Annotated in this window: 16 protein-coding genes; 4 read left to right on the plus strand and 12 right to left on the minus strand. The window is 58.9% G+C overall.

The features are described from left to right. Window positions 1-43: 43 nt before the first annotated feature. Window positions 44-2068: a M13 family metallopeptidase gene (locus AC5S27_RS21825; RefSeq protein WP_493936671.1), complete on the minus strand. Its 2025-nt coding sequence runs from the start codon at window positions 2066-2068 to the stop codon at window positions 44-46. Window positions 2069-2259: 191 nt separating this feature from the next. Between AC5S27_RS21825 and ndk the strand changes: the two genes are divergently transcribed. Together ndk and AC5S27_RS21835 are read left to right on the plus strand one after the other, a co-directional pair. Beyond that, the gene (ndk, locus tag AC5S27_RS21830) at window positions 2260-2676 is read left to right on the plus strand and encodes a nucleoside-diphosphate kinase (RefSeq protein ID WP_493936672.1); all 417 of its coding nucleotides are present in this window, start codon (window positions 2260-2262) and stop codon (window positions 2674-2676) included. Window positions 2677-2830: 154 nt separating this feature from the next. After that, window positions 2831-3847 carry an aldo/keto reductase gene (locus tag AC5S27_RS21835; protein WP_493936673.1) on the plus strand — a complete coding sequence of 339 codons (1017 nt, stop codon included), beginning with the start codon at window positions 2831-2833 and terminating at the stop codon, window positions 3845-3847. A gap of 52 nt (window positions 3848-3899) precedes the next feature. On the opposite strand, the gene AC5S27_RS21840 is transcribed toward AC5S27_RS21835, so the two are convergent. The 4 genes from AC5S27_RS21840 to AC5S27_RS21855 all read right to left on the minus strand — a co-directional run bounded on the left by AC5S27_RS21840 (window position 3900) and on the right by AC5S27_RS21855 (window position 7216). Next, window positions 3900-4652: a hypothetical protein gene (locus AC5S27_RS21840; protein WP_493936674.1), complete on the minus strand. Its 753-nt coding sequence runs from the start codon at window positions 4650-4652 to the stop codon at window positions 3900-3902. A gap of 133 nt (window positions 4653-4785) precedes the next feature. Further along, window positions 4786-5511, minus strand: a complete 726-nt coding sequence (locus AC5S27_RS21845) for a YdcF family protein (RefSeq protein WP_493936675.1) — start codon at window positions 5509-5511, stop codon at window positions 4786-4788. Window positions 5512-5574: 63 nt separating this feature from the next. Further along, window positions 5575-6189, minus strand: coding sequence for a nitroreductase family protein (locus tag AC5S27_RS21850; protein ID WP_493936676.1), 615 nt, complete (start codon window positions 6187-6189; stop codon window positions 5575-5577). 82 nt (window positions 6190-6271) lie between these two features. Beyond that, window positions 6272-7216: a P-loop NTPase family protein gene (locus AC5S27_RS21855; protein ID WP_493936677.1), complete on the minus strand. Its 945-nt coding sequence runs from the start codon at window positions 7214-7216 to the stop codon at window positions 6272-6274. A gap of 146 nt (window positions 7217-7362) precedes the next feature. On the opposite strand from AC5S27_RS21855, the gene AC5S27_RS21860 reads away from it, so the two are divergent. Next, window positions 7363-8397 (plus strand): sialidase family protein, encoded by a 1035-nt coding sequence (locus AC5S27_RS21860; RefSeq protein WP_493936678.1) that lies wholly within the window; start codon window positions 7363-7365, stop codon window positions 8395-8397. A gap of 333 nt (window positions 8398-8730) precedes the next feature. Here the strand turns inward: AC5S27_RS21860 and AC5S27_RS21865 are convergent, their stop codons facing one another. From AC5S27_RS21865 to rplA, 7 genes are all read right to left on the minus strand, one after another. Continuing rightward, entirely contained in the window at window positions 8731-9114 is a 384-nt protein-coding gene (locus AC5S27_RS21865; RefSeq protein WP_493936679.1) for an addiction module antidote protein, read from the minus strand. Next, on the minus strand, window positions 9089-9418 hold the full coding sequence (locus AC5S27_RS21870; RefSeq protein WP_493936680.1) for a type II toxin-antitoxin system RelE/ParE family toxin: 330 nt from the start codon (window positions 9416-9418) through the stop codon (window positions 9089-9091). The genes AC5S27_RS21865 and AC5S27_RS21870 overlap by 26 nt, the downstream gene beginning before the upstream one ends. Before the next feature lie 329 nt (window positions 9419-9747). Then, complete coding sequence (rpoC, locus tag AC5S27_RS21875) at window positions 9748-13941, minus strand: DNA-directed RNA polymerase subunit beta' (protein ID WP_493936681.1); 4194 nt, start codon at window positions 13939-13941, stop codon at window positions 9748-9750. 184 nt (window positions 13942-14125) lie between these two features. Next, window positions 14126-18607, minus strand: a complete 4482-nt coding sequence (gene rpoB, locus AC5S27_RS21880) for a DNA-directed RNA polymerase subunit beta (RefSeq protein ID WP_493936682.1) — start codon at window positions 18605-18607, stop codon at window positions 14126-14128. 897 nt (window positions 18608-19504) lie between these two features. Next, on the minus strand, window positions 19505-19882 hold the full coding sequence (gene rplL, locus AC5S27_RS21885; RefSeq protein ID WP_493936683.1) for a 50S ribosomal protein L7/L12: 378 nt from the start codon (window positions 19880-19882) through the stop codon (window positions 19505-19507). A gap of 143 nt (window positions 19883-20025) precedes the next feature. Next, window positions 20026-20763, minus strand: a complete 738-nt coding sequence (gene rplJ / locus AC5S27_RS21890) for a 50S ribosomal protein L10 (RefSeq protein WP_493936684.1) — start codon at window positions 20761-20763, stop codon at window positions 20026-20028. 140 nt (window positions 20764-20903) lie between these two features. Continuing rightward, window positions 20904-21611, minus strand: a complete 708-nt coding sequence (rplA, locus tag AC5S27_RS21895; protein ID WP_493936685.1) for a 50S ribosomal protein L1 — start codon at window positions 21609-21611, stop codon at window positions 20904-20906. Between the two features lie 1469 nt (window positions 21612-23080). Here rplA and AC5S27_RS21900 point away from each other — a divergent pair. Further along, window positions 23081-24235, plus strand: a complete 1155-nt coding sequence (locus tag AC5S27_RS21900; protein ID WP_493936686.1) for an isoaspartyl peptidase/L-asparaginase family protein — start codon at window positions 23081-23083, stop codon at window positions 24233-24235. The last annotated feature ends 87 nt before the right edge of the window (window positions 24236-24322 follow it).

Genomic DNA, 24322 nt, shown 5'->3' on the forward strand with positions numbered 1-24322 from the left:
CCCTCGCACCATGAAATGGATGTGCCGACCCTGACTCGCGAAGCTACCAGACGCGACAGGGCTTGGCGCTGACCATCTTCTGCGGAGCTTTGCAGGAGAAGCTCTTCGCGAATTCCGGTAGGTCCTGCAAGATGGCGTTGGCGCGGTACTCGTCCGGAGCGTGCGGGTCGGTCAGCGCAGCGGCGCGAAGAGACTCGGGACGCGTCTGCGTGCACCATTGCTGCGCATAGGCAATCCAGAACCGCTGCTCCGGCGTATACCCTTCCGTCTTCGCCTCCAGGTCGAGATGTGCCTCGTGAGCTTTTTCAAGCCATGCCAGCCAGGCCAGCCAGAGACCGCCGAGATCGGCAAGGTTCTCGCCGAGCGTCAGCTTGCCATTGAGGTGAACTCCGGGAACGGACTCGATTGCGTCATACTGCTTCACCATGCAGTCAGCGCGCTCAGTGAACTTGAGCTCATCGTCCTTGGTCCACCAATCCCTGAGATTGCCCGTAGCGTCGAACTGGCGGCCTTCATCGTCGAAGCCATGCGTGAGCTCGTGGCCGATGGTCGAGCCCATGTCACCGTAGTTGGCCGCATCGTCTTCCTTGCCGCTGAAGAAAGGCGGTTGCAGATACCCGGCGGGAAAGTTCACATTGTTCTGCTGACCGTCGTAATAGGCATTCACGGTGGGCGGGGTCATGCCCCACTCACCTTTGTCGACGGGCTTGCCGATCTTGGCCAGGTCACGGGCATGCTCGAACTCGCTGGTCCGGATCTGGTTCCCCAGCGCGTCCCCGCGCACAATCGCCAGCGAGGTGTAATCGCGCCACTTGTCCGGATAGCCAATCTTGTTCATTACGCCGTGCAGCTTTTCCTTCGCCTGCACCTTGGTTGCGGGGCTCATCCAGTCCAGGCTGTCGATGTCTTTTCCCATGGCCTGCTCGATCGCGAGAGTCATCTCCAGCGTGCGCTGTTTCTCTGCCGGAGGGAAATAATGCGCGACATACACCTCGCCAAGCGCCTCGCCGATCTCGCGGTCCACACGGCTCGTGCAGCGCTTCCAGCGTGCCTGTTCTTCATCCGCGCCGCCAAGAATGTGGGCATAAAAGTTCCAGCTTTCGTGTTCGAAGCTCTCTGGCAGGCTCGTACCCGAGAAGGCCGTAATCAGGTGCCAGCGCAGGTAGGCGCGAATCTTGTCAAGCGGCGTATCGGCGAGCATTTTATTAAAAGCGTCAAAGAACTTCGGCTCAGTGTCATTGATCTTGCTCGAGGCCGGACTGCGGTCCGCCGCAACGTAGGCGGCCAGCGAAAAGTGGCTCAGTTCCTTATCCAACGCCGCCACAGTTGTGGGGTGGTTCAGGTTCTGCGGGTCGCGCTGCTCTGTTACGGTAAGCGAAGCTTTGGCCAGCGTAGTTTCAATTTCCATCACCGTCTGCGCGTCTTTACTTGCCTGTAAAGTCGGCTCTCCTGCCAGTTCGAACATCTTCTGCACGTGGGCTACATACTGCTGCCGCTGCTCAACGGACTTCGCGTCGGTCCTGGTGTAGTAGTCGCGCTCCGGCAAGCCCAGGCCGCTCGCGTAATAAAAGGGGATGACTGCGGTGGAATCCGCAAAATCCGAATTCGATCCCATGCCGAAAAAGGCGCTCACACCGATGGAGTGCAGGTGCGCCAGCAGCGCCGGCAACTCAGACTTGCTCTTTAGTGCCGCGATTCGGTCCAGCTCGGGCTGCAGGGGCTTGATTCCCTTCTCATTGATCGTTGCGACATCCATGCAGCTGGCGTATTCGTCACCGATCTTCTGCTCGTTGGCTGAACGCGTTTCAGACGGCTTTTCTGCCGCTTCCAGAATGCCCCGCAAGTGCTTGCGATTCAGCTCATACAGCTCGCTGAAGCGCCCGTACGAAGTCTGATCGGGCGGCAGCGGGTTACGCTTCAGCCAGCCATTGCAGGAGAAGCGGTAGAAGTTTTCGCAGGCGTCCACCGTCGTGTCGATCAGCGACGGGTCAAAGACGCGGAGTTCCTCGACAGGAGGAGTTGCGGTAACGGGAGGCTGGGCAGCCTGTCCATAGGAAGCCACCGACATCGAAGCTCCGGCAAGAAGCATCGACAAGGATCGTAAACAGAGGGAAAGGCGGTAGCTGGAAATGGACGAATTCGCGGGAAAAGCGGGAACCATGCTCAAGACTCTAGCAGATACGGGCATGCTCCTAACACAAGCCCTGCGCGCCAATTACAATGGAGAGGAAACGCAATTTGACGCAAGGAGCACTACCAGTGTCGCAACGTACTTTCAGCATCATCAAGCCGGACGCAGTTCGCAAGGGCTACACGGCAGCTATCCTGGCCGAAATCGAAAAAGCAGGATTCCAGATCGTCTCCATCAAGAAGCAGTCGATCTCCAAGCCCCAGGCCGAGGGTTTTTACGCCGTCCACAGCGCGCGCCCGTTCTTTGACTCGCTGACCACCTTCATGTCCTCGGGACCGATCGTGCTGCTGGTTCTGGAAAAAGAGAACGCCATTGCCGATCTGCGCAAGCTGATGGGAGCCACCAACCCGGCCAACGCCGAAGAAGGCACCATCCGCAAGAAGTTCGCTGGCTCGATCGAAGAGAACGCGATCCACGGTTCGGACGCTCCGGAGACGGCGGCATTCGAAATCGGCTACTGGTTTGCCGGTTACGAACTGGTCTAGTTTTGTCCTCACGGCTGATTCCTCCTATCGTTCTCTCTTCAGCAAGGGCCACCTCCACAGGTGGCCTTTCCTGTCCTGACAAGCAGAAGAGGCGGTAGTGGCATGGCAGCTGCCCCAAGCAGCATCACGGTGATACAAGCGGGAGATGCCTGAAATGGAATTGACTCGCATTGCCGGCAAGACCGTCTCCCGGATTGGCCTGGGGACCTGGGCTCTTGGCGGGCTGGACTGGGGCGCCATTTCGGACGAGGAAGCAGTTGCAACGCTGCTAAACGCCATCGAGCGCGGCATCAACCTCATCGACACCGCGCCCATTTACGGCCGTGGCCGAGCCGAAGAGCAGATCGGTAAGGCGATCCGCGAACATGGGCAACGCGATGCCTTCTATATCGCCACCAAGGCAGGTCTCGACTGGGATGCCGGGCAACAGCGTCCCGGAGTCTATGCCAACTCCACAGGGCCCCGGCTGCGGCGTGAATTGGAAGACAGCCTGCGGCGTCTCGGCACTGACTTCATCGACCTCTATCAGGTCCATTGGCCCGATACGCTGGTGCCTGTCGCTGAAACCGCTTCCATACTAGCCGAGTTCGTCCGCGAGGGTAAGGTCGGCGCACTCGGCTGCAGCAACTTCAGCGTTGCGCAGATGGAAGAATTTCGATCCGTCACGTCGCTGGCCAGCAACCAGCCGCCCTACAACCTTTTCGAGCGCGAGATCGATGCCGAGATCCTGCCGTGGTGTGCGACGAATGAGGTCTCCGTCCTGACCTATAGCTCGCTCTGCCGAAGCCTCCTCGGAGGGCGGCTCACACGCGATACGACCTTCCCGGCGAGCGACATTCGCAGCGTTGACCCGAAGTTCCAGCAACCACGATTTTCGCAATACATGCAGGCCGTCGAGCGTCTTACCGCCTTCGCACAACAGCACTACGGAAAAAGCATCCTTGAGTTCGCTGTGCGCTGGGTGCTCGATCAGCCCGGAGTGAGCGTAGCCTTGTGGGGCGCGAAGCGTCCCGCGCAACTGGACCCTGTAGCGGGAGTTTTCGGTTGGAAGTTGGACCCATCGGCAATGGCAGAAATCGACAGAATCATCGCCGAATGCGTCATCGATCCCGCCGGCCCGGAGTATCTGGCACCCAGCGTCCGCCACCAGCACAACGTTCGGGAGAAATAGAAAGGGACCAGGGAAACTGTTCCCTGATCCCTATTCCCTGATCCCTGTTCTTCTACCGCTTCTTCTTGAACTTGTACTCGGCGCCGACCGAAATGCCGAAGTTCCACTGCGTGTGAGAATACTTGCTCGTGCCGTCATAGCCGGTCAACAGCGCATCCGGGGTTATGCGGAAGACCCAGCGCGGAGAGCGGTTCAGGTCGATGTGGCCACCAAAGGCTCCGCCGAGCGAGACCTGGTTGTCGTAAAAACCGGCCACGCCAGTCGGGCCGGTGGTCGAGCCGCCGCGGCCAAGCTCCTTGTTGAAGTCGCCATAAGCGCCTCCGACCAGCGCGTGCAGGATAATCGCTCCATGCTTGTTGTGCGGTCCGAGATACTCGGGTCCTGCGAGGAACAGGTACTGCGAAACAAAGACGCCGCTCTCGTTGTAGGGAGCTCCTGCTGCCGAGGGTGTCGTACCACTTGTTCCCAAATAGGCGCGGCCGCTGCCTTCGACGCCCCAGCGCTTCCGAAGCCAGTAGCTGCCGGAAACATCAAGACCGCCGAGGTTGGCGCCTTCGCGGATGTTCGGGCCCGCATGGATGTGGGCGTAAGCCGCGCCCACGGACAGATCCCAGCGATTGTCATACCGGACCCCTGCCAGTGGATCGGACGAGATATAAGACCCGTTGATCGGCTGCGACTGGGGCGGACGCTGTGCGGGAGTTTGTGCCTGGTCAGGAGCCGGCGTGGGAGCTTGAGCGAAGAGAGAGCCGGCAAAGACAACTGCAGTTGCGGCGACGATCAGAGTACGAGTTGCTGAGTTCAAAAGACGCATCACTCCTGAATGGTAAATGGCTGGGCTGGCATGGAACAAACGCGCCGGGCGAGTATTGCTGATTAGACCGCACTGGATAGCGTTTGGGTGTCCAATCAGCCTACGAATTCCGCGTTACTTGAATTCATGAGCAGCGCTCGACCCATCGCGACCAGAACAGGTAACGCGTCGTCTTGAGAATTTCCATCAGCTCGGCGCCGTTGCTGTAATAACCCGGCGTGAGATTGTCCGGAGCGGCATGCATGCGCCACTGCAGTTTCCGTCCTGGCAGATTTGCGAAAATCATCGCCGCTCGCGGTAGATGTGGAGCGCTGCTGATCACTTCGGCCGAGCTCCAATGATGCTCCTGCATGATTTTTGACGAGTAGCAGGCATTCTGGATCGTATCCATCGCCCGCGCGTCCTGATAGATGACGGATGCTGGAACGCCCTGTGCCTGTGCCACCCGCGCCATCACCTCTGCTTCAACGAAGCGGTTGTGCGCTGCCGCACCGCTGACAATGAGATGCGGCGCAACTCCGTGCTCGTATTCGCGCACTGCTTCGGTGATTCGGTCTTGCAACTCCGGCGTCGGATTGCCATCCGTGTCCGCTGGCGTGCCGAGAACGATGATTGCATCGAATGTGGAGCGGATGGAATTGGCTCTTGGCGCGAAAGCTCGCGCGGTGATCGCCCATGTCACTGCCGCGATGACGAGCCCAACGCAGGCAAGGACGATGCGCAGAGGCAGAGGCAGGCGTTTTCTACGCGCCGGTTGTCGTGAGTGCGGCCTGTGAAGGCGGCTCGGTGGCCTCCCAGACCGTCCAGACTGCCGAGATCGTCCGGGGGCGATGTTTTGTCGTCCAGCCAAGAATGCCTCCAGCTTTCACTCTAACGTGAGCGCTGGAGGCATCGTTTCAAGCTGCAAGTCGGATTAAGCTTCGAAAGGAGTGCCGAGAGCGGTGAGAGCTATCTCGCTGAGCGGCTTGCGCTCGCGCGGAGCGATCTCGCGCTGGAGTGTCTGCTCGTTGGTGATTGCCGACGGAGCGTCCTGGTATCCGATCGCAATGACCGCTCCGAGAGCATAGCCCTGAGTCAGGCCGAACGTCTTCGCAGCGGCCTCATGATCGAATCCGCCCATGGAATGCGAGTGCAGTCCAAGCGCGGAGGCCTGGGCGACAAGTGTGGCAGCGGCTTGGCCCAGGTCGTAGAGCGCGTAAGCATTCGGCTCGCCCTTGCTGTTGGACGTCTCTGCGAAGCCGAGCAGGAGGACTCCCGCCTTGCCGGCCCAGCTCTGATTGAAGGGTACGAGCGTGGCGAAGATCTTGTCGTAGGCTTCAGTGCCTTTGACTCCGACGATGAATCGCCAAGGCTGCACGTTGCTGGAAGATGCTGTCCAGCGCGCTGCTTCGAGGATGAGCTTGAGGTCGGCCGGCTTGACTGGGGTTTCCTTGAAAGCGCGCGGGCTCCAGCGCTCGGCGAGCAACGGTTCCAGGCCTTCTACAGGGGCTTTCTTGAGCTTGTTTACTTCTTCGATAGACAGCGACATTGAGACAACTCCAGGGAAATGATATCTGCTCCTAATTAGATGCTGGAATCAGGATAAGACTCCGCGGATTTCGATTTTCGCTTCAGCCGATGACAACGCGCGCAATCGAAGTGTCGAGAATCTCGCGGGTGAAGATGAGTTCGCTGGCCCTGTTCGTCCGGCGGCGGAAAAGTGCCGACGTTTCGCAGAGGACGACGATGTCTTCAATTTCCGCGGGATTCATCGCTTCCGCGAGGATCAGCGAACAAAACTCCTGCTCGGTCATGCCTTCCAGCTGAAAGCCGCGCCGTTCGGCTTCCTTGAGATAGAAGCGCGCGACTTCGGCCATCATCTGCTGAACTTCGGGCTGCGTCTCTTCGGGGACTGCGCGGCGGTTGACGCCGATGACTTCTGCGCCTGGAAGAGCGAGCTTGATGCCGAAGAGATTGTCGAGATCGCTGTCCGGTTCGAAGCTGACTGCTGTTGCGACGACTAATACGTTCTGGCGCTCGGAAGTGCTTTCGATCAGAGCGTCCAGCTCGGTCAGCACTTCCGGGTCACTGGACTTGTAGGCCAGATCGATGCGCGGCAGTAGAAGCATGATCTTCTTGCGCTTGTAGCCGCCGACGAGACTCTTCGCCTTGGCCAGCGCGTCGGAGTCGCGCGGGTTGTAGACGGTGACCAGCCGCTCCATGCCTGTTGCTTTCGCCAGGGTTTGCGCAAGGGACTTCTTGCCGCTTTGGCTGGGGCCGATAATCAGGACTTCGTTGCCGATCTTGAGTTCCTGATAGGCCTGCGGGAAGCGCGCGCGATCCACCAGGTCTTCGATCGAGGCGAGCAGATTGTCCATGCCGGCGAGGCGCGGATGAAGCTGGTCGACGGCTTCGTCTTCGAGCGAAAGGTCAATGCGCTCTCGGCGTTTGCGCACGCCGGAGATGAATTCAATAAACGAAGGGAGTGCCGCTACCGATCCAACCACGGTCGCAAAGACCAGCAACTGCTCTGTGAACAGAAGTGCTGTATCGCTTCCGGCGGCTGGGTCGAACATGCTTCGAGCATAGCAGGAGACAGATTTTAGTCTGCTGCGCGTGCATGAAGACTTACGTCTTCTAAAGGGAAGTTACTTCGAGTGGCTGAACCGTACAATCTGTTCAGCATCATTCGAGTTCGGCTTCATTGGAAAGGATTGCCGGTTTGCTTCGATTCGCTTGCGTACTCATGCTAGGCCTTGTCGCACCTTTGGCTGTTGCGAAAGTCGAAAGCGAGCTGATCTTTCCGGTCGGTTCTACTTCGTTCGCTTCCAGCCACGCCTCGACCATTGTCGAGTTGAAGAGCGGCAATCTGATGGCCGCGTGGTTTGGCGGGAGCGGCGAGGGCAAGCCTGACGTGGCGATCTGGGCATCACGGCACACCGCGCATGGTTGGTCTGCTCCATCCGAGTTGGCGCGTGAGCCGAAGATTGCCTGCTGGAATCCGGTGCTCTTTCGTACACAGGATGGGCGGCTGTGGCTCTACTACAAGTTCGGCCCTAGCCCATCCGAGTGGACTGGCGCCCGCAAGTACAGCGACGACGAAGGCATGACATGGTCGAAGGCTGAGCATCTGCCTGCGGGCCTGCTGGGGCCGATTCGCGCCAAGCCACTGGTGCTGGCCGATGGCACGATCGTCAGTGGCAGCTCGGTCGAGTCGTATCACTCGTGGGCTGCCTGGATCGAACGCAGCACGGACGATGGCAAGAGCTGGGCGAAGATTGGGCCGCTGGTGCCGGAGAACAAGGACCTTTCCGCATCGGATCTGTGGGGTCATTTCGGGATCATTCAGCCTTCGGTTGTTTCCCTGGGGAAACATCGTCTGCGGTTCTACGCGCGTTCGACGGAGCAGATCGCTCGCGTTTGCGTGTCAGACTCGCTGGATGACGGCCGCACCTGGACGAAACCTCGACCGATCGAAGTGCCAAATCCTAATTCCGGGATTGATGCAGTTGCGCTCAAAGATGGGCGTATTGTGCTGATCTACAACGACACCCCGCATGGTCGTTCGCCGCTGAATCTGGCTGTTTCCAACGATGGCGAGCACTTCCGGATGTTCTCGGTGCTTGAGTCTGGACCGGGCGAGTTTTCTTATCCCGCGATCATTCAAACCGCGGATGGCAGTCTCGAAATTACCTACACCTGGAATCGCAAATCGATCCGTCACGCGCACGTACCGTTGGGTGATGTGCCGAAGTAAGTAGTGCTCGCCGGTTATTGTCTGCCCAAAATCAACTCAAGGGGGGGAGGGGGGTACTTTCCTCTCAAGCCCTTTATTTTGAGGGACCTATACGACGTTTTTGCGCACTTAAGCGTGGTTTTTGTACGCTTATTGCAGCTGGATTTGGGTCGCGGTGAGTAAGCCTCAATGTCGGGGTTTTTCTCAAGAATGATTATGCGCCAAATGAGATAAATAACACGCAAGCGATTTTTTCTTTTTTTAGATCGCTAACGGATTTGCCTTCAGTACTTTAGGGTTGCAGGTTCACTTTCGAGGGCTTGCGTATCCGCTCTCTCATCGTCCCTGTCCCGTTTAGGGCAACAGACTGAGACACTCGCGATCGTCTTGCGTCTTCTCGGCCTTCGGATCGCCCTGAGCCAGCAACTTGTCTAGTTTGTCGTTGGACTTGGCTTCGATGGAGGCGGTAAGCCGAATGCCGAGGGCTTGCATGACTTTGAGAATCGTACCCAGTTCCGGGTTGCCGGTGGCGCTGAGGGCACGGTACAGGGCTTCGCGCGAAATGCCGGTATTCTTGGATAGTTCGGTCATGCCGCCGCGGGCGCGGGCGATAGCGCCCAGAGCCGTAGCGAGATAGCGCGGGTCGTCTTCTCCGAGAGCGTCGGTTAGGAATCCGGCGATGGTTTCGTCGTCTGTCAGGTAGTCGGCGAAGTCAAAATTTGAAATCTTCAGAGTCATCGTTTTCCTCCATAACCATCGGATGGCTGGCCAGCACTTTCGCTCGTTCGATATCCCTGGGTTGCGTACTCTTGTCGCCGCCGCATAACAGGAGAATGAATACTTCGCCGCGTTGAACGTAGTACACGCGGTAGCCGGGGCCAAAATCAATCTTCAGTTCAACGATTCCGTTCCCGACGCCCCGCGTTTGTCCTGGATTGCCAAGACGCAGCCGCAGCAGCCGGGAAATGATCCTGAGACGCCCTTGGCGATCGCGAAGGTAGGCCAGCCAACTCTTGAATTCTTCCGTCGCCTTGAGTCGCATCCCGCTAGATTACGCCAGCCCTTAAAGTGTAACCCATAGATTACGGTCACGCAACGGAATGTGGCAAGCGACGAACGGCAGATTCCCTTCGGGAATGACAACAAGAAAAGCAAGAACAAGGCAACGGCAATGATAAGTGCAACTGCAGATCCTTCGCTGGGCTCGGGATGACAACGCTGTTCAGGATGGCACTTGTACTCGGTGTCGCCATGCTTCGGCTACTGACGTGCGCGGACAAAAGGAGTGGATTACAAAGGCAGAAGCCCGGCGCGAGGCCGGGCTTCTGGTTGTTGCGAGTGGTAGCGAGCGGTTGCCCGCACGGCAGGTGCCTACTCGGCGGCCATTTCTTCTGCTTCGCCTTCCTGGCGCATCATTTCGAGTTCGCGTTCTGCGGCTTCGAATTCTGCGTTGACTTCCTGCTTGACGCGCTCTGCCGCTTCTTCCAGTTCTGGGGAGAGCTGGACGCTGCGGTAGTAGTCGAGTCCGGTTCCAGCAGGAATCAGGCGGCCGACGATGACGTTTTCCTTGAGGCCCCTGAGTCCATCGATGGCTCCGTTGATGGAGGCTTCGGTGAGGACGCGGGTGGTCTCCTGGAAGCTGGCGGCCGAGATGAAGCTGTCGGTCGAGAGCGACGCCTTGGTGATGCCGAGCAGGAGAGGACGACCAATACATGGACGGCCACCCTGGGCGAGGACGCGCTCGTTCTCTTCGTTGAAGCGGAAGCGGTCCACCTGCTGCTCGAGCAGGAAGTTGGTGTCGCCCACGTCTTCAATGCGAACCCAGCGAAGCATCTGACGAACGATGACTTCGATGTGCTTGTCCGAGATGGTGACGCCCTGTAGCCGGTAGACTTCCTGAATTTCGTTGACGAGGTAGGCCTGGAGGAGCTTCTCGCCGAGTACGTTCAGAATGTCGTGCGGGTTGAGGGGTCCGTCCATCAGCGGATCGCCAGCAGAGAGACGCTCGCCTTCCTGGATGTTGACGTGCGTACCGCGAGGAACGCTGTATTCCTTCTCCTCGCCGTTGTCGGCAGTGACGTAGATCTTGCGCTGCCCCTTCGATACTTCACCGAAGCGTACGACGCCGTCGATCTCGGAGATGGTGGCTGTTTCGCGCGGCTTACGGGCTTCAAAGAGCTCGACGACGCGCGGCAGACCGCCGGTGATGTCCTTGGTACGGGTGGATTCACGCGGGATCTTGGCGAGAATGTCGCCAGGTCCGACCTGATCTCCGTCCAGAACCATAAGGTGAGCACGGCTGGGCATGAGGTACCGCTTCTTGCCCTTGGCGCCATTGATCCAGATGGCAGGCTGACGCTTCTCATCGGGAGCGTCGGCGACGACCAGGCGGGAAAGGCCTGTGACTTCGTCGACTTCTTCGTTGAGCGTGATGCCTTCCTGGAGATCCTTGAACTGGACAGTGCCGCCGATTTCGGTGAGCACTGCGTACGTGTAGGGATCCCATTCGGCCAGCTGATCGCCGAGGTTGACCTTCTGACCGTCTTCCACGCGGAGACGCGCGCCGTACACAACCTGATAGCGTTCCTTTTCGCGGCCACGATCATCAACGACCGCAATGGAGCCGGAGCGGTTCATGGCGACGAGCATGCCATCCTTCTCAGACTTGACGGTGTTCAGGTTGATGAAGTGGACGGTGCCGTTGTTCTTGGCATCGAGACGGCTCTTATCCGAGACGCGCGATGCTGTACCGCCAACGTGGAAGGTACGCATGGTGAGCTGCGTGCCGGGTTCGCCGATGGACTGCGCTGCGATGACGCCGCAGGTTTCGCCCATCTCAACCATGCGGCCTGAGCCGAGGTTGCGTCCGTAGCAGAGTGCGCAGATACCGCGGCGGGATTCGCAGGTGAGCACGGAGCGGATCTTGACGCGCTCCACACCGGCACCCTGAATCGACGAGGCGATCTCTTCGGTGATCTGCTGATTGACGTCGATGACGACCGTGCCGTCGATGTCCTTGATGCGTTCGAGGGAGACGCGGCCAATGATACGGTCGCGCAACGGCTCGATGATTTCGCCGGACTCAACGATGGGGCTGACGTAGATGCCTTCGACAGTGCCGCAATCCATTTCCGTGACGATGACGTCCTGGGCCACGTCGACGAGACGACGGGTCAGGTAGCCAGAGTCAGCGGTCTTGAGTGCGGTATCGGCCAGACCCTTACGTGCGCCGTGGGTCGAGATGAAGTACTCGAGCACGGTGAGGCCTTCACGGAAGTTTGCCGTGATGGGGGTCTCGATGACTTCGCCTGACGGCTTGGCCATCAGTCCGCGCATGCCGGAGAGCTGACGAATCTGCTGCTTGGAACCACGGGCGCCGGAGTCGGCCATGATGTAGATCGGGTTCATGGCTCCTTCCTTGTCTGCGGTCTTCATGTTGCCGAACATCTCATCGGCGACCTGCTCGGTGACTGCCGACCAGATCTGGATGACCTTGTTTGAGCGCTCGCCGTTGGTGATGGCGCCGTCGAGGTACTGCTGCTGAACTTCGATGACCTTCTTGTCCGCGTCCGATACAGTGGTGTACTTCGAGGCGGGGATGACCATGTCATCGAGGCCGACGGAGAGACCGCTGCGGGTGGCGTACTGGAAGCCGAGCTCCTTGATGCGATCCAGCATCTTGACCGTGATTTCGAGGCCGAGGTTCTGGTTGCAGTAGCTGACCAACTGGCCGATACCCTTCTTCTTGAGCAGGCCGTTGATGAATGGCATGCCTTCGGGAAGTGCGTCGTTCAGGATGGTGCGGCCGACGGTGGTGGAGATGAACTGCTTGTTGAACTCGACCGGATCGGTGTGCATCAGGTCCTGATCATCATAAGCAGTGGTCATATCCAGCACGGGGCCGGAGTAGCGCAGACGGATGGGCGAGAGGGTCTCGACTTCGCCGGCTTCGAGGGCCATGAGGACCTCTTCGGCGTTGGCGAAGGTGCGGCCTTCACCCTTGGCAGCTACCTTGGACTTCGTGAGGTAGTAGAGGCCGAGGACGAGATCCTGCGTAGGCACAGTGATGGGCTGGCCGGAGGCAGGCGACAGGATGTTGTGCGCCGCGAGCATGAGGACCGAGGCTTCGATCTGTGCTTCAGGCGACAGCGGGATGTGCACAGCCATCTGATCGCCGTCAAAGTCCGCGTTGAAGGCGGTGCAGACGAGCGGGTGAATCTTGATGGCCTTGCCTTCGACAAGCACCGGCTCAAAGGCCTGGATGCCCAGACGATGGAGCGTAGGGGCGCGGTTCAGCAGGATGGGGTGATCCTTGATGACTTCTTCGAGGATGTCCCACACGACTGGATCCTGCATTTCGACCATCTCTTTGGCTTGCTTGATGGTGGTGCAGTGACCGGTCTGCTCGAGGCGGTGATAGATGAAGGGCTTGAAGAGCTCGAGTGCCATCTTCTTGGGAAGACCGCACTGGTGCAGCTTCAGCTCGGGGCCGACGACGATGACCGAACGGCCGGAGTAGTCGACGCGCTTGCCGAGCAGGTTCTGACGGAAGCGGCCCTGCTTGCCCTTGAGGGTGTCCGAGAGCGACTTCAGCGGACGGTTGTTGGCACCGCGCAGGACGCGGCCGCGACGGCCGTTGTCGAACAGAGCATCGACAGCTTCCTGCAGCATGCGCTTTTCGTTGCGCACGATGACTTCAGGAGCGTGCAGATCCATCAGCTTCTTCAACCGGTTGTTGCGGTTGATGACGCGGCGATAGAGGTCGTTGAGGTCGGAGGTGGCGAAGCGGCCGCCGTCGAGTGGCACCAGGGGGCGCAGCTCGGGAGGAATGACCGGCAGAACGTCGAGGATCATCCACTGGGGCTTGTTGCCCGACTTGCGGAAGGCTTCGACGACCTTGAGGCGCTTCGAGTACTTGATCTTCTTCTGGACCGAGGTTTCGGTCTTCATCTTCTCGCGCATTTCGACGGAGAGTTCTTCCGAGTTGACGCGCTTGAGGAGTTCCTTGATGGCCTCGGCGCCCATCATGGCCTTGAAGCCACTGGGGCGATACTGCTGGTCGAGCTCGCGGAAGCGATTCTCGTCTTTGATGACCTCGCGCTCCTTGACCGGCGCGTCGCCTGGATCGACGACTACGTAGGACTCGAAGTAGAGGATGCTTTCGAGGTCACGCAGGGAGATGTCGAGCAAGTGGCCGATGCGGGAAGGCAGGCCCTTGAAGAACCAGACATGCGAGCAGGGCGATGCCAGCTCGATGTGGCCCATGCGCTCGCGGCGGACCTTGGATACGGTGACTTCAACGCCGCACTTGTCGCAGATGACGCCGCGGTGCTTCATGCGCTTGTACTTGCCGCAGAGGCACTCCCAGTCGGTCACGGGTCCGAAGATGCGCGCGCAGAAGAGGCCGTCACGCTCCGGCTTGAAGGTGCGGTAGTTGATGGTCTCGGGCTTCGTCACTTCGCCATGCGACCAGCTGCGGATCTTCTCCGGCGAGGCAAGCATGATGCGGATTGCGTCGAAATCCTTGATAGGCGTGGTGAGTTCGAACGGATTGGAACGGAACAAGGCGACCCTCCTTGGCAAGCCTTTTGAGCATTGCCGTCGCTGTTTCCCAGGGAGATTACTACGGGATTTCTGTCCGACCCTGGGGAGTGTATACGACCACTCTGGGCAGATCCCTCAAATTTCGAATCGTGAATCCCACCCTAGCCACAAGAACAAGTGCGTGGCGAGGGTGGGGCACCCACCATTAATCGGCTACAGCTACGTCAATCAGCTCCGGCGCGGGCAGCTTCTTCAAGTCAGCGCGCTTGATCAGCTCAACGTCGAGGCAGAGTGCCTGAAGTTCGCGGATCAACACGTTGAAGCTCTCCGGTACGCCTGGTTCGATCGCTGCTTCGCCCTTGACGATGGCCTCGTAGATACGAGTACGGCCGTAGACGTCATCGGACTTGGCAGTGAGCAGTTCCTGGAGGATGTAGGCCGCGCCATAGGCTTCGAGCGCCCACACTTCCATTTCGCCGAAGCGCTGGCCACCGAACTGCGCCTTACCACCGAGCGGCTGCTGGGTGATGAGCGAGTACGGTCCGATGGAGCGAGCATGAATCTTGTCGTCCACCAGATGCGAGAGCTTGAGCATGTAGATGTAGCCAACAGTGACAGGCTGTTCGAACTGTTCGCCGGTCATGCCGTCAAAGAGCGCCGTCTTGCCCGAGCTGGGCAGGCCAGCGGCGTGAAGCAGAGCCTTGATTTCGCTCTCCTGCGCGCCGTCGAAGACTGCCGTGCCGAACCAGATGCCGCGCTTCATGCCCTTGGCGACGCGAATCAACATCGTGTCGTCGAGGTCGAGAAGCAACTGCAGCGCTGCCGTGTCCTTGAAGCTGACCTTGATCACTTCGCGGAGGTTGTTGGCTTCCTGATTCTCTTCGACGATGGCGGCAATCTTCTTGCCGAGCTCCGCCGCGGCCCATCCGAGATGGGTCTCGAGAATCTGTCCGACGTTCATACGCGAAGGCACACCGAGCGGGTTCAAAACGATCTCGACCGGGGTTCCATCGGGCAGGTACGGCATGTCTTCCTCAGGGAGGATACGTGCGATAACGCCCTTGTTCCCGTGACGGCCGGCCATCTTGTCACCGACGGACAGCTTGCGCTTCATCGCGATGTACACCTTGACCATCTTGATGACGCCAGGCGAAAGTTCATCGCCCTTCTGCAGCTTGGCAACGCGCTCGTTGGTGATCTTGCGCAGCACTTCGATCTGACGCGAGGTCATCTCTTCGATCTCATCGATCTGCTCGTTGACGCGGGGATCCTTGTCAGCGAAGCGGATGCGCTTGAGGTTCTTCGTCGAGATACGCTCGATGGTTTCGCGATCGAGGATGTTGCCCTTGGTGAGGAGACGCTTGTTGGTGCGCTCGTCATGCAGGTCAGCCAGCACCTCTTTATTTCCCAAAATCGCGTCGAGACGCTTCAGTCGCTCGTCGGTCAGAATGCGGATTTCGTCGCCGAGGTTCTTTTCGAGCTTGGCGGTGTTTTCCGCTTCGATCTGCTTGGCGCGCTCGTCCTTTTCCTGGCCCTTGCGGGAGAAGATGCGGACGTCGACAACGGTGCCTTCGATGCCCGGAGGCGTCGTGAGCGAAGCGTCGCGAACATCGCCGGCCTTTTCACCGAAGATGGCGCGCAGCAGCTTCTCTTCCGGCGTCAGCTGAGTTTCGCCCTTGGGCGTTACCTTGCCGACGAGGATGTCGCCATGCTTGATCTGAGCGCCGATGCGGATGATGCCGCTCTCGTCGAGATCGCGCAGCGCCGACTCGGACACGTTGGGGATATCCCGCGTGATTTCTTCTGGTCCCAGCTTGGTGTCGCGGGCTTCGATTTCGAATTCCTCAATGTGTACGGAGGTGTAATAGTCCTCGCGCACCAGCTTTTCGCTGATGAGGATAGCGTCTTCGAAGTTGTAACCGCGCCACGGCATGAAGGCTACGAGGACGTTGCGGCCGAGCGCCAATTCACCCTGTTCAGTGCAAGGACCGTCCGCGATGACCTGGCCCTTGATGACACGCTCACCTTCGCGAACAACCGGCTTCTGGTTGATGCAGGTGTTCTGGTTGGAGCGCTTGAACTTGATGAGCTGGTAGATGTCCGAACCGACTTCGCGCGACAACTGCGTGGGGTGATGTTCGCCCTCAACGCGGATGATGATGCGCTCGGAGTCGACCGAGTCCACGATACCGTTACGCTTGGCCAGGATGACGGCGCCCGAGTCACGCGCAGTCACGCCTTCCATACCGGTGCCGACGAGTGGTGCTTCGGCAACGAGCAGGGGAACGGACTGGCGCTGCATGTTCGCACCCATCAGCGCGCGGTTCGCGTCATCATGCTCGAGGAACGGCACGAGCGATGCGGCGACGGAGACGAGCTGCTTGGGGCTGACGTCAATAAAGTCAACTTCCGAGCGGTTGACCAGTACAAAGTTCCCCTGACGACGCGCATTCACCAGTTCTTCGGTGATGACGCCTTCTTCGTTGAACTTGATGTTGGCCTGCGCGATGGTGTGACGATCCTCTTCCCAGGCGGACTGGTAGAAGCTGAACGGCATCCAATCGATCTTGCGCTTGCCGGCTGCTTCGAGATCGGCGATGAGCTGGAAGGCTTCGTTCTTCTCGAGATGATCGCCAACACGCAGACCGCTGTCGCCCGCGTTTACGACTTCAACGTAGTCGAGAATGCGGCCGTCACGGACCTTGCGGTAAGGCGATTCGATGAAGCCGTACTCGTTGATGCGCGCAAAGCAGCTCAGCGACGAGATGAGGCCGATGTTCGGACCTTCCGGGGTTTCGATCGGGCAGATACGACCGTAGTGGGTCGGATGCACGTCGCGGACTTCAAAGCCGGCACGTTCGCGCGACAGACCGCCGGGCCCAAGGGCGGAGAGACGACGCTTGTGCGTGATCTCCGAGAGCGGGTTGGTCTGATCCATGAACTGCGACAGCTGCGAAGAACCGAAGAACTCGCGGATGGCGGCCATGACGGGCTTGGCGTTGATCAGGTCGTGCGGCATCGCCGTCGACAGCTCCTGATAAACGCTCATCTTTTCCTTGATGGCGCGCTCCATACGGACGAGGCCGATACGGAACTGGTTCTCCATCAACTCGCCGACGGCGCGAACACGGCGGTTGCCGAGATGATCGATATCATCCACGTTGCCGATGTTCTTGCGCAGCTTGAGCAGGTAGCGAATGGTCGCGTAGAAGTCTTCGGGAGTCAGGGTGCGCTTGTCGAGGCCGCTGGGATCCTGATTCTCGTAGAGCTTGATGTTGAACTTCAACCGGCCCACGCGCGAGAAATCGTACTTGCGCTGATCGAAGAACATGCCTTCGAACAGAGCCGTCGCGGTGTCGAGCGTCGGCGGGTCGCCTGGCCGCAGCTTGCGGTAGATTTCGATCAGCGCTTCTTCCGGCTTGCGCACGGAGTCACGGCGAAGGGTGTTGGTGATGATGTTGCCCACGTCGTCGCGCTCGGGGAAGAAGAGCTCGATCTGCGTGGCGCCGCTGGCTGCGATCTTGTGCAGGCGGTCGGCGGTCAGCTCGGTGTTCGCTTCGACAATGATTTCGCCAGTGTTCAGGTCGATCACGTCGGAAGCGGTCAGAGCGCCGTCGATTTCCGCAGCTTCGACCTCAACGTGCGAGACGTTGTTGGTGCGCAGAGCCTTGAGCACGGACGCGGTGATCTTGCGGCCGGAGTGAGCGATCTCTTCGCCGTTGGCGAGCACGGCATGCGCCGGCTTCGCGCCCTGGAGGTGCGTTGCCTGGCCCTGCTCCTTGATGGCCCACTGCAGCTTGCCATCGGTCAGGTGAATCTGATCGACGGTGTAGAAGGTCTTCAGAATTTCTTCGTCCGAACGCAGACCGAGCGCGCGAAGGAAGATGGTGCCGAGGAACTTGCGCTTACGGTCGATACGCACGTAGAGCGTGTTCTTCTGGTCGTATTCGAACTCCACCCACGAACCGCGGTAGGGGATGATCTTTCCAAGGAAGTAGGTGCGGTTGTTCGCCGTCTCAAAGAAGACGCCGGGCGAACGGTGCAGCTGCGAGACGATAACGCGCTCGGTGCCGTTGACGATGAAGGTGCCGTTGGCGGTCATCAGCGGAATGTCGCCGAAGAAGACTTCCTGCTCCTTGATGTCGCGGATGGTCTTCGAACCAGTCTCGGGGTCCTTGTCGTAGATGGTCAGGCGCACGGTGACCTTAAGAGGGGCAGAGAAGGTCATGCCGCGCTCTTCGCACTCCTGCTGGTCGTACTTCAACTGCAGGCCGACGGGATCGCCGCACTTGTTGCAGAAGTCAGGCGTGTTCTTGTTGTACGTGCCGCAATGGTGGCAGAGTACGTCGCCGGGGTGGAACGGGTCGGTGATGACCATGAATCCGCAGTTCGTACAAGCAGTACGGAGGTGGTGCAGACCCTTGAGGTGACCGCACTTGCACTCCCAGTTACCGATCGAGAAGTCCACAAAGTCGAGCTGCGAGATGTTGCGGAAATCAGTGATCGGGAAAACCGAAGTGAAAACTGACTGCAGACCATTGTCGTCGCGTTCGTTGGGAAGCTTGTCCATCTGCAGGAACCGCTCGTAGGAACGGCGCTGCACTTCGATCAGGTTAGGAATCTGGATAGCGGTAGGAATCTTGGAAAAATCGAGTCGGCTGCGAATGGCGCGATTCTCGTTCGGCATGAGTCACTCCTGAGGCTCGTATCTCCGAGTTTCCGGCCTGGTGAGGGACCGGAGAACCGATAGCCCGAGTCTCATGGCTTTCGGCGTACATCGGAATGGTGTTTCGTGGGGGACTTGCGTCCCGCAAATCGGAGTTCGCACCTGCTGTCGCGAGGTCAAACCCCGTACTCCCTGTAGCGGCTATGAAGTCTTGGCGAGCCGCGTGTTCCCCAAATAAATCAAGTTCAGCAGTACCGGTACAGCAACCAGGCGGCTCGCGGACCGCAAAATCTGCTTGCTCGAACCCGGCTCAGCGGCTACACTCCCGGTAATTGAGAGCTGTAACCGGCGAACCTGAGGATTTCTGCAACGGGAACTGGTGTAAATTGCAACTTAGCCAAAGAGAAAGGCAGCAGTTGGGAGAAAGAAAGCATCAGACATGACAGATTGCCCGCAGGGACAAAGTACCCCACGAGCGCAGACCAACGTCTAGTGCCCTTTTTCGAATTGATTTCCCACTACGCTCGCCGATCCCAATGCTCGTTTCGTTTGCAACCTGCTCGTTCCAGCTACTTGCCGGCGACCGCTCCGCATGCGGTGGACGACCGTAAGGCACTTGTTTTCTGCACAGCGACTTGACTCGAGGCTGAATCAACCCCGGTTTAAGTCACTGCCATGCCAATCCTTTTCGTTTTCGAGTACGCATTCGCCTGCTCCCATTCCCATAAATTAAGGGCGCACAAAAAAGGGACGAAGAAACGCGCAACTTTTAATGTAGCGCGTTCTCTCCGCAAATGCAAATGTGTGGTACTCGAAATGCTAAGGCTCTGAGGAAAGTTGACTGCCTGCTTGACCGATGCTGCCGGCCCGGCGTGGCCGACCCGAACTACCGGGTCGAACTGCCGGGCTGGCCGAAGACTACTTGACTTCGACGGTGGCGATGCCTTCAAACTTCTTCTTGATGGTCTCGGCTTCTTCCTTCGTCGCGTTTTCCTTCAGCGGCTTGGGGGCGCCATCGACCAAGTCCTTGGCTTCCTTCAAACCGAGCGAAGTGACTTCGCGAACGGCCTTGATGGTTGCGATCTTGTTCGCGCCGGCATCCTTGAGGATGACCTGGAACTCGGTCTGCTCTGCCACTTCAACCGCTGCTGCCGCTCCGCCGCCGCCAGCAACTGCAACCGGGGCTGCCGCTGCTGCCGAAACGCCGAGACGGGTTTCCAATGCCTTAACCAGGGCTGCTGCTTCCAGCAGGCTCAGGCTAACAATCTGCTCTTCCAATGCGCTCAAATCCGCCATGATGTTCTCCAATCAGAATTCTGTGAAATGTTCTTACCGCACCGCTGTCGCCTGTTGCCCGGGTTCCGATGTGCCCAGACTTGGCACCCCTTGCAACCGCCCAGCGGGAAACTTGCCCGGGAAACTCACCGGGGAAAACTTGATTACGAGGCCGGCTCTTCGGGAGCCACTGCGCCTTCGACCGGCTCTTCCGTGGCTGCCGCTTCTGCCTGCTTCTCGGGCTCGGCTACTGCGACCGGCTCGGCCGCTGCTTCCGCGACGGGCTCGACTGCAACTTCCGCAACCGCTTCAGCCTTCGGAGCTTCTTCGACTGCTGCCGCTGGCGCTTCCGCCTTGGCTGCCGGAGCTGCTGCGCCGGTAAACTTTTCGCCCTTGACCGCTTCGTTGACCACCACCGCGAGATCGCGGCCGGTGGCGTTGAGCACGGTAACGAGACGCTGCGCCGGAGAGTTGATGAGGAATAGCAGCTTCGCGAAGAGCTCTTCCTTGCCCGGCATGGTGGCCAGAGCCTTGACTTCCTCAACGTTGATCAGCTTGCCGTCAACAATACCCAGCTTGAAGGTGAACTCGGCGTTTTCGCTAACCCACTTCGAGAAAACCTTGGCCAGTTCGACCGGGTCGCCCGAGGTGAAGGCTGCCGCGCTGACGCCCTTCAAGCCCTTGAGCGCCTGCTCGACCTTGGTGCCTTCGCTGGCCTTAGCCGCCAGCTTGTTCTTCAGCACGTGGAACTTGCCACCCGCGCCGCGAATGATCTTGCGCAGCTCGAAATCCTGCGAGACGGTCATCTTGGCAAACGTGCCGATGATCGCCGTAGTGGAGGTTTCCAGCTCCTTGGCCAGAACCTGAACCTTTTTCTTCTTGGTCGCCCTTGTCAATGCCATTGCAATCGCTCCTGCCTCTGGCCGCCAGCCTCATCCGAGGCTGCAAATCTCATCTCTTCCTTTTGCAATCATGCCCGAAGGCCGGTGCGCCAGAGGTTCAGAAGAGGAGAAACGGGTGAATCGTAAGTCTGCGTGCCGAACTACTTACCGGCAGCGTCCGCCACGGCGCCGTCAATCGGAACCCCTGGGCCCATCGTCGAGCTCAGCGTAATTCCCTTGACGTACTTGCCCTTGGCTGCCGAAGGCTTGGCGCGCATCACGCTGGCCAGAACCGTGGTCGCATTCTCGACCAGCTTCTCAATCGGGAAGCTCAGCTTGCCTACCGGCACGTGCACGAGAGCAGTCTTGTCCGCGCGGAACTCAACCTTACCGGCCTTGATTTCCTTGATCGCGGAGGCAACATCCTGGGTCACGGTGCCCGTCTTGGGGTTCGGCATCAGGCCGCGAGGTCCGAGCACCTTGCCGAGACGGCCGACTGACTTCATCATGTCGGGGGTCGCGATCAGGGCGTCAAAGCCGGTCCAGGATTCCTTCTGGATGCGCTCGACGAGGTCTTCGCCACCGACGAAATCGGCTCCGGCAGCTTCCGCTTCCTTGAGGCGATCGCCCGAGGCGATGACGGCAACAGTCTTGGTCTTGCCCAGGCCGTGCGGCAGAACGACGGTTCCGCGCACCATCTGATCGGCGTGGCGTGTATCGACGCCCAGACGCATTGTCAGATCGACGGTTTCGTCGAACTTGGCAAACTTAACCTTTTGCAGGAGACCTACTGCTTCTTGCAGCAGGTAAGGACGCGCTTCCACAGCGGCGCGCGACTTCGTAATATTCTTGCTGGCTTTCTTGGCCATGTTTCCTCATCTCCCACCGCAAATGCCAGTCCCGCTTTGCAGGAAGCTCCTCAGTTCGCGGCTCAATCGCCGCTCTGCCCGGAAGCCCAAATGCCGTGGTGCTAATGATGGCCACTCTTGGGGAGTGGACACATTTATGTAGTATGACAGAAAGATGGAGCTGATGCAACCACTACCCAAGCGTGGATAGATTAAAAACTGGAGTTCGCAGATATGCTGAAATATGTGGGTTCGACGACTGAAAACGGCGGACTGGAGTTTCGATTCATCCTGGAGCGGGTGCCTGAAATTACTCCATTGGGCGGAGTAGTCGACCTCAAAAGTAGAGAGTCGCCTGCCCAATGCATGATTGACAGAAAGGTGGAGAAGTGAAGTCCAAGCACATGCCTTTGATTATTGGGATTGCAACGTTAGCCGTCCTTGATTTAGCTGGGTTCATTACGATGGTTGCGAACCCCGATGCGACCGCGAGGGTTATCCCTGCACTCGTTGGTGTGCAGATTCTCGGATTCATTGTTATCGCGGCCATCGTCGTGACAAGCAGGCGGGGAAACATCTCGGCGGGAGCGGACAGAGAACCTGGAGGAGCAGGGAAGCAATGGGTCCCATGGTTATTCGGTTTTTTGGCACTAATGAGCTTTCTGAGGGTCGGTCTTTCGATCCTCTACATAGCAGGCGAGGCGTGGCATAGGGATTCGTGGGTCGCTCCGACTGCCGGGGCTGCAATGGGATGTTTTTTTCTCTGGCTGGCTGTTGTGGCAAGCCGTTCGGCCTCGAAGCCCGGATCGAAGGAAAGAACTGGCGGCCCGAATGCTGGGTTGTGACGCTGCACCATCAGGCAGTGGGCTGCGTTCCGGGTCCCGGCCAGCATCTCGAAGTATGCGCTGCCTACTGCACCGGTCGGCCTAACTGCTGGTCGTTACTGGATCTCGACGCCTTTGGCAAGGCGCTGCGGCCTATTCCTCAACTACCGATCTACACTCATTCAAGCCCGGACACTTTAGATTGCGTTCATGACTGCTAGCCCTTGGAATCGTCATCTTCTAGCTTTCTATTTGCGGTGCTTAAACTACCTTTATCGGGGTCTATAGTTTTCCCGGAACCAACGTCGCAAAACGAGGAAACGTAGTAGGCCAAAGTAGAAGATAGCGTTTCCAATAAACGACAAAACCCATGTAGCCACCGTCAAGCCTCCGTGGAAGGCGCCCGTTAAGGCGATTCCGAGGAGAAATCCAGGATATTGAGGAATCAGTAAAGCCCAGTATTTCGCTACCCACTCGATCGGCACCAGAGGGGCAATTAAACAGGGTGATGCAACCAACACTGAGAACGTAGAAACGATCGCGTAGCTGCGCCGAATTGCGATCATCTACGATCTCCGTTCAAAATGATTAAGCCCAAGCTTCGAAGATAAATCTTCGAGCAGCTGCATTGCCGTGGCAGGGAGGCAGGCGTTTAAGATTGCGTGCATGACAGCTTGTTCCTGGAAACGTCTTTCCACGGCTTTTCTCTTTGTGGCGCTCTGCGCATTTTCTGGATTGACTTGCTATGCTGCGCCGGCAGCTCTCGAAAACAACAAGCCTGAGCCTGCCAATCCCGAACTATCTGAGCCGGATTCTGCCCAGCCCGGCCAGCATTGGGCGATCGCTATCCATGGGGGCGCGGGTGAGAGTGAGTGGGAGCACATGGATGCTGCGACTGCGGCGGCCTATCACGATTCTCTGGCGAAGGCGCTGGCGGCGGGGTCGGCTGTGCTCAAGAAGCATGGCAAGGCTCTGGATGCGGTGACGGCGGCGGTGAAGGTGCTGGAGGACGATCCGCTGTTCAATGCTGGCCGGGGTTCTGCTTTTGCCGCGGATGGAATGAATGAAATGGATGCGGCGCTGATGGATGGAGCGACGCTCTCGGCCGGTTCGGTGGCCAGTGTGCAGTTCACGCGTCATCCGATTGATCTGGCGCGGGCGGTGATGGAGCACACGCCTTACGTGATGATGGTTGGCCCGGGTGCGGATGCGTTCTCGAAGGCTCAGGGGCTGGAGCAGCAGCCGCCTTCGTTTTTCTTTACGGAGATGCGCTGGCAGGAATTTGCGGCGATCATGAAAGCCAGCGGGCGAGCGGTTCCTCCGCGGCCTGCCGGGGTTGGGGCTGCTGCTGAGTCTGGAACCGGGGCTGGAAGCGGTTCGGCTTCGTTGCCGCAGCACTTCTTTTCGCATCGTTTTGGGACGGTTGGCGCGGTGGCTCGGGACAGCGACGGTCATCTGGCTGCGGCCACATCGACGGGAGGAATGCAGGGCAAGCTGCCTGGGCGCGTTGGCGATTCTCCGCTGATCGGCGCCGGAACCTATGCGAGCGATAAGTCCTGCGCCGTATCTGGTACTGGTGTTGGCGAATATTTCATTCGCCTCACGCTGGCGCGAGAGATCTGCACGCTGGTGCAGGAGGGAAAGTCTCCGCAGCAGGCTGCCGACCAGATGATCCATACGGAACTGCCGGCGCTGAAAGGCGGCGAGGGCGGAGTGATCGTGATGGCCCCGATCGGTGCGCCGATCTGGAGTTCGAACACGCTGGGCATGTTTCGCGCCCGGGAAGTGGAAGGCAGCGAGCCTGAGGTTCACGTGAAGTAGCACTTAAGCCGATTGCGGCTTCCGGTGAATGGATGTTTGGGTTAGTATGGCTCTATGAAATTCGACCCCATAATACGACTGCACAAT

Source organism: Acidicapsa borealis, from assembly GCF_059115245.1.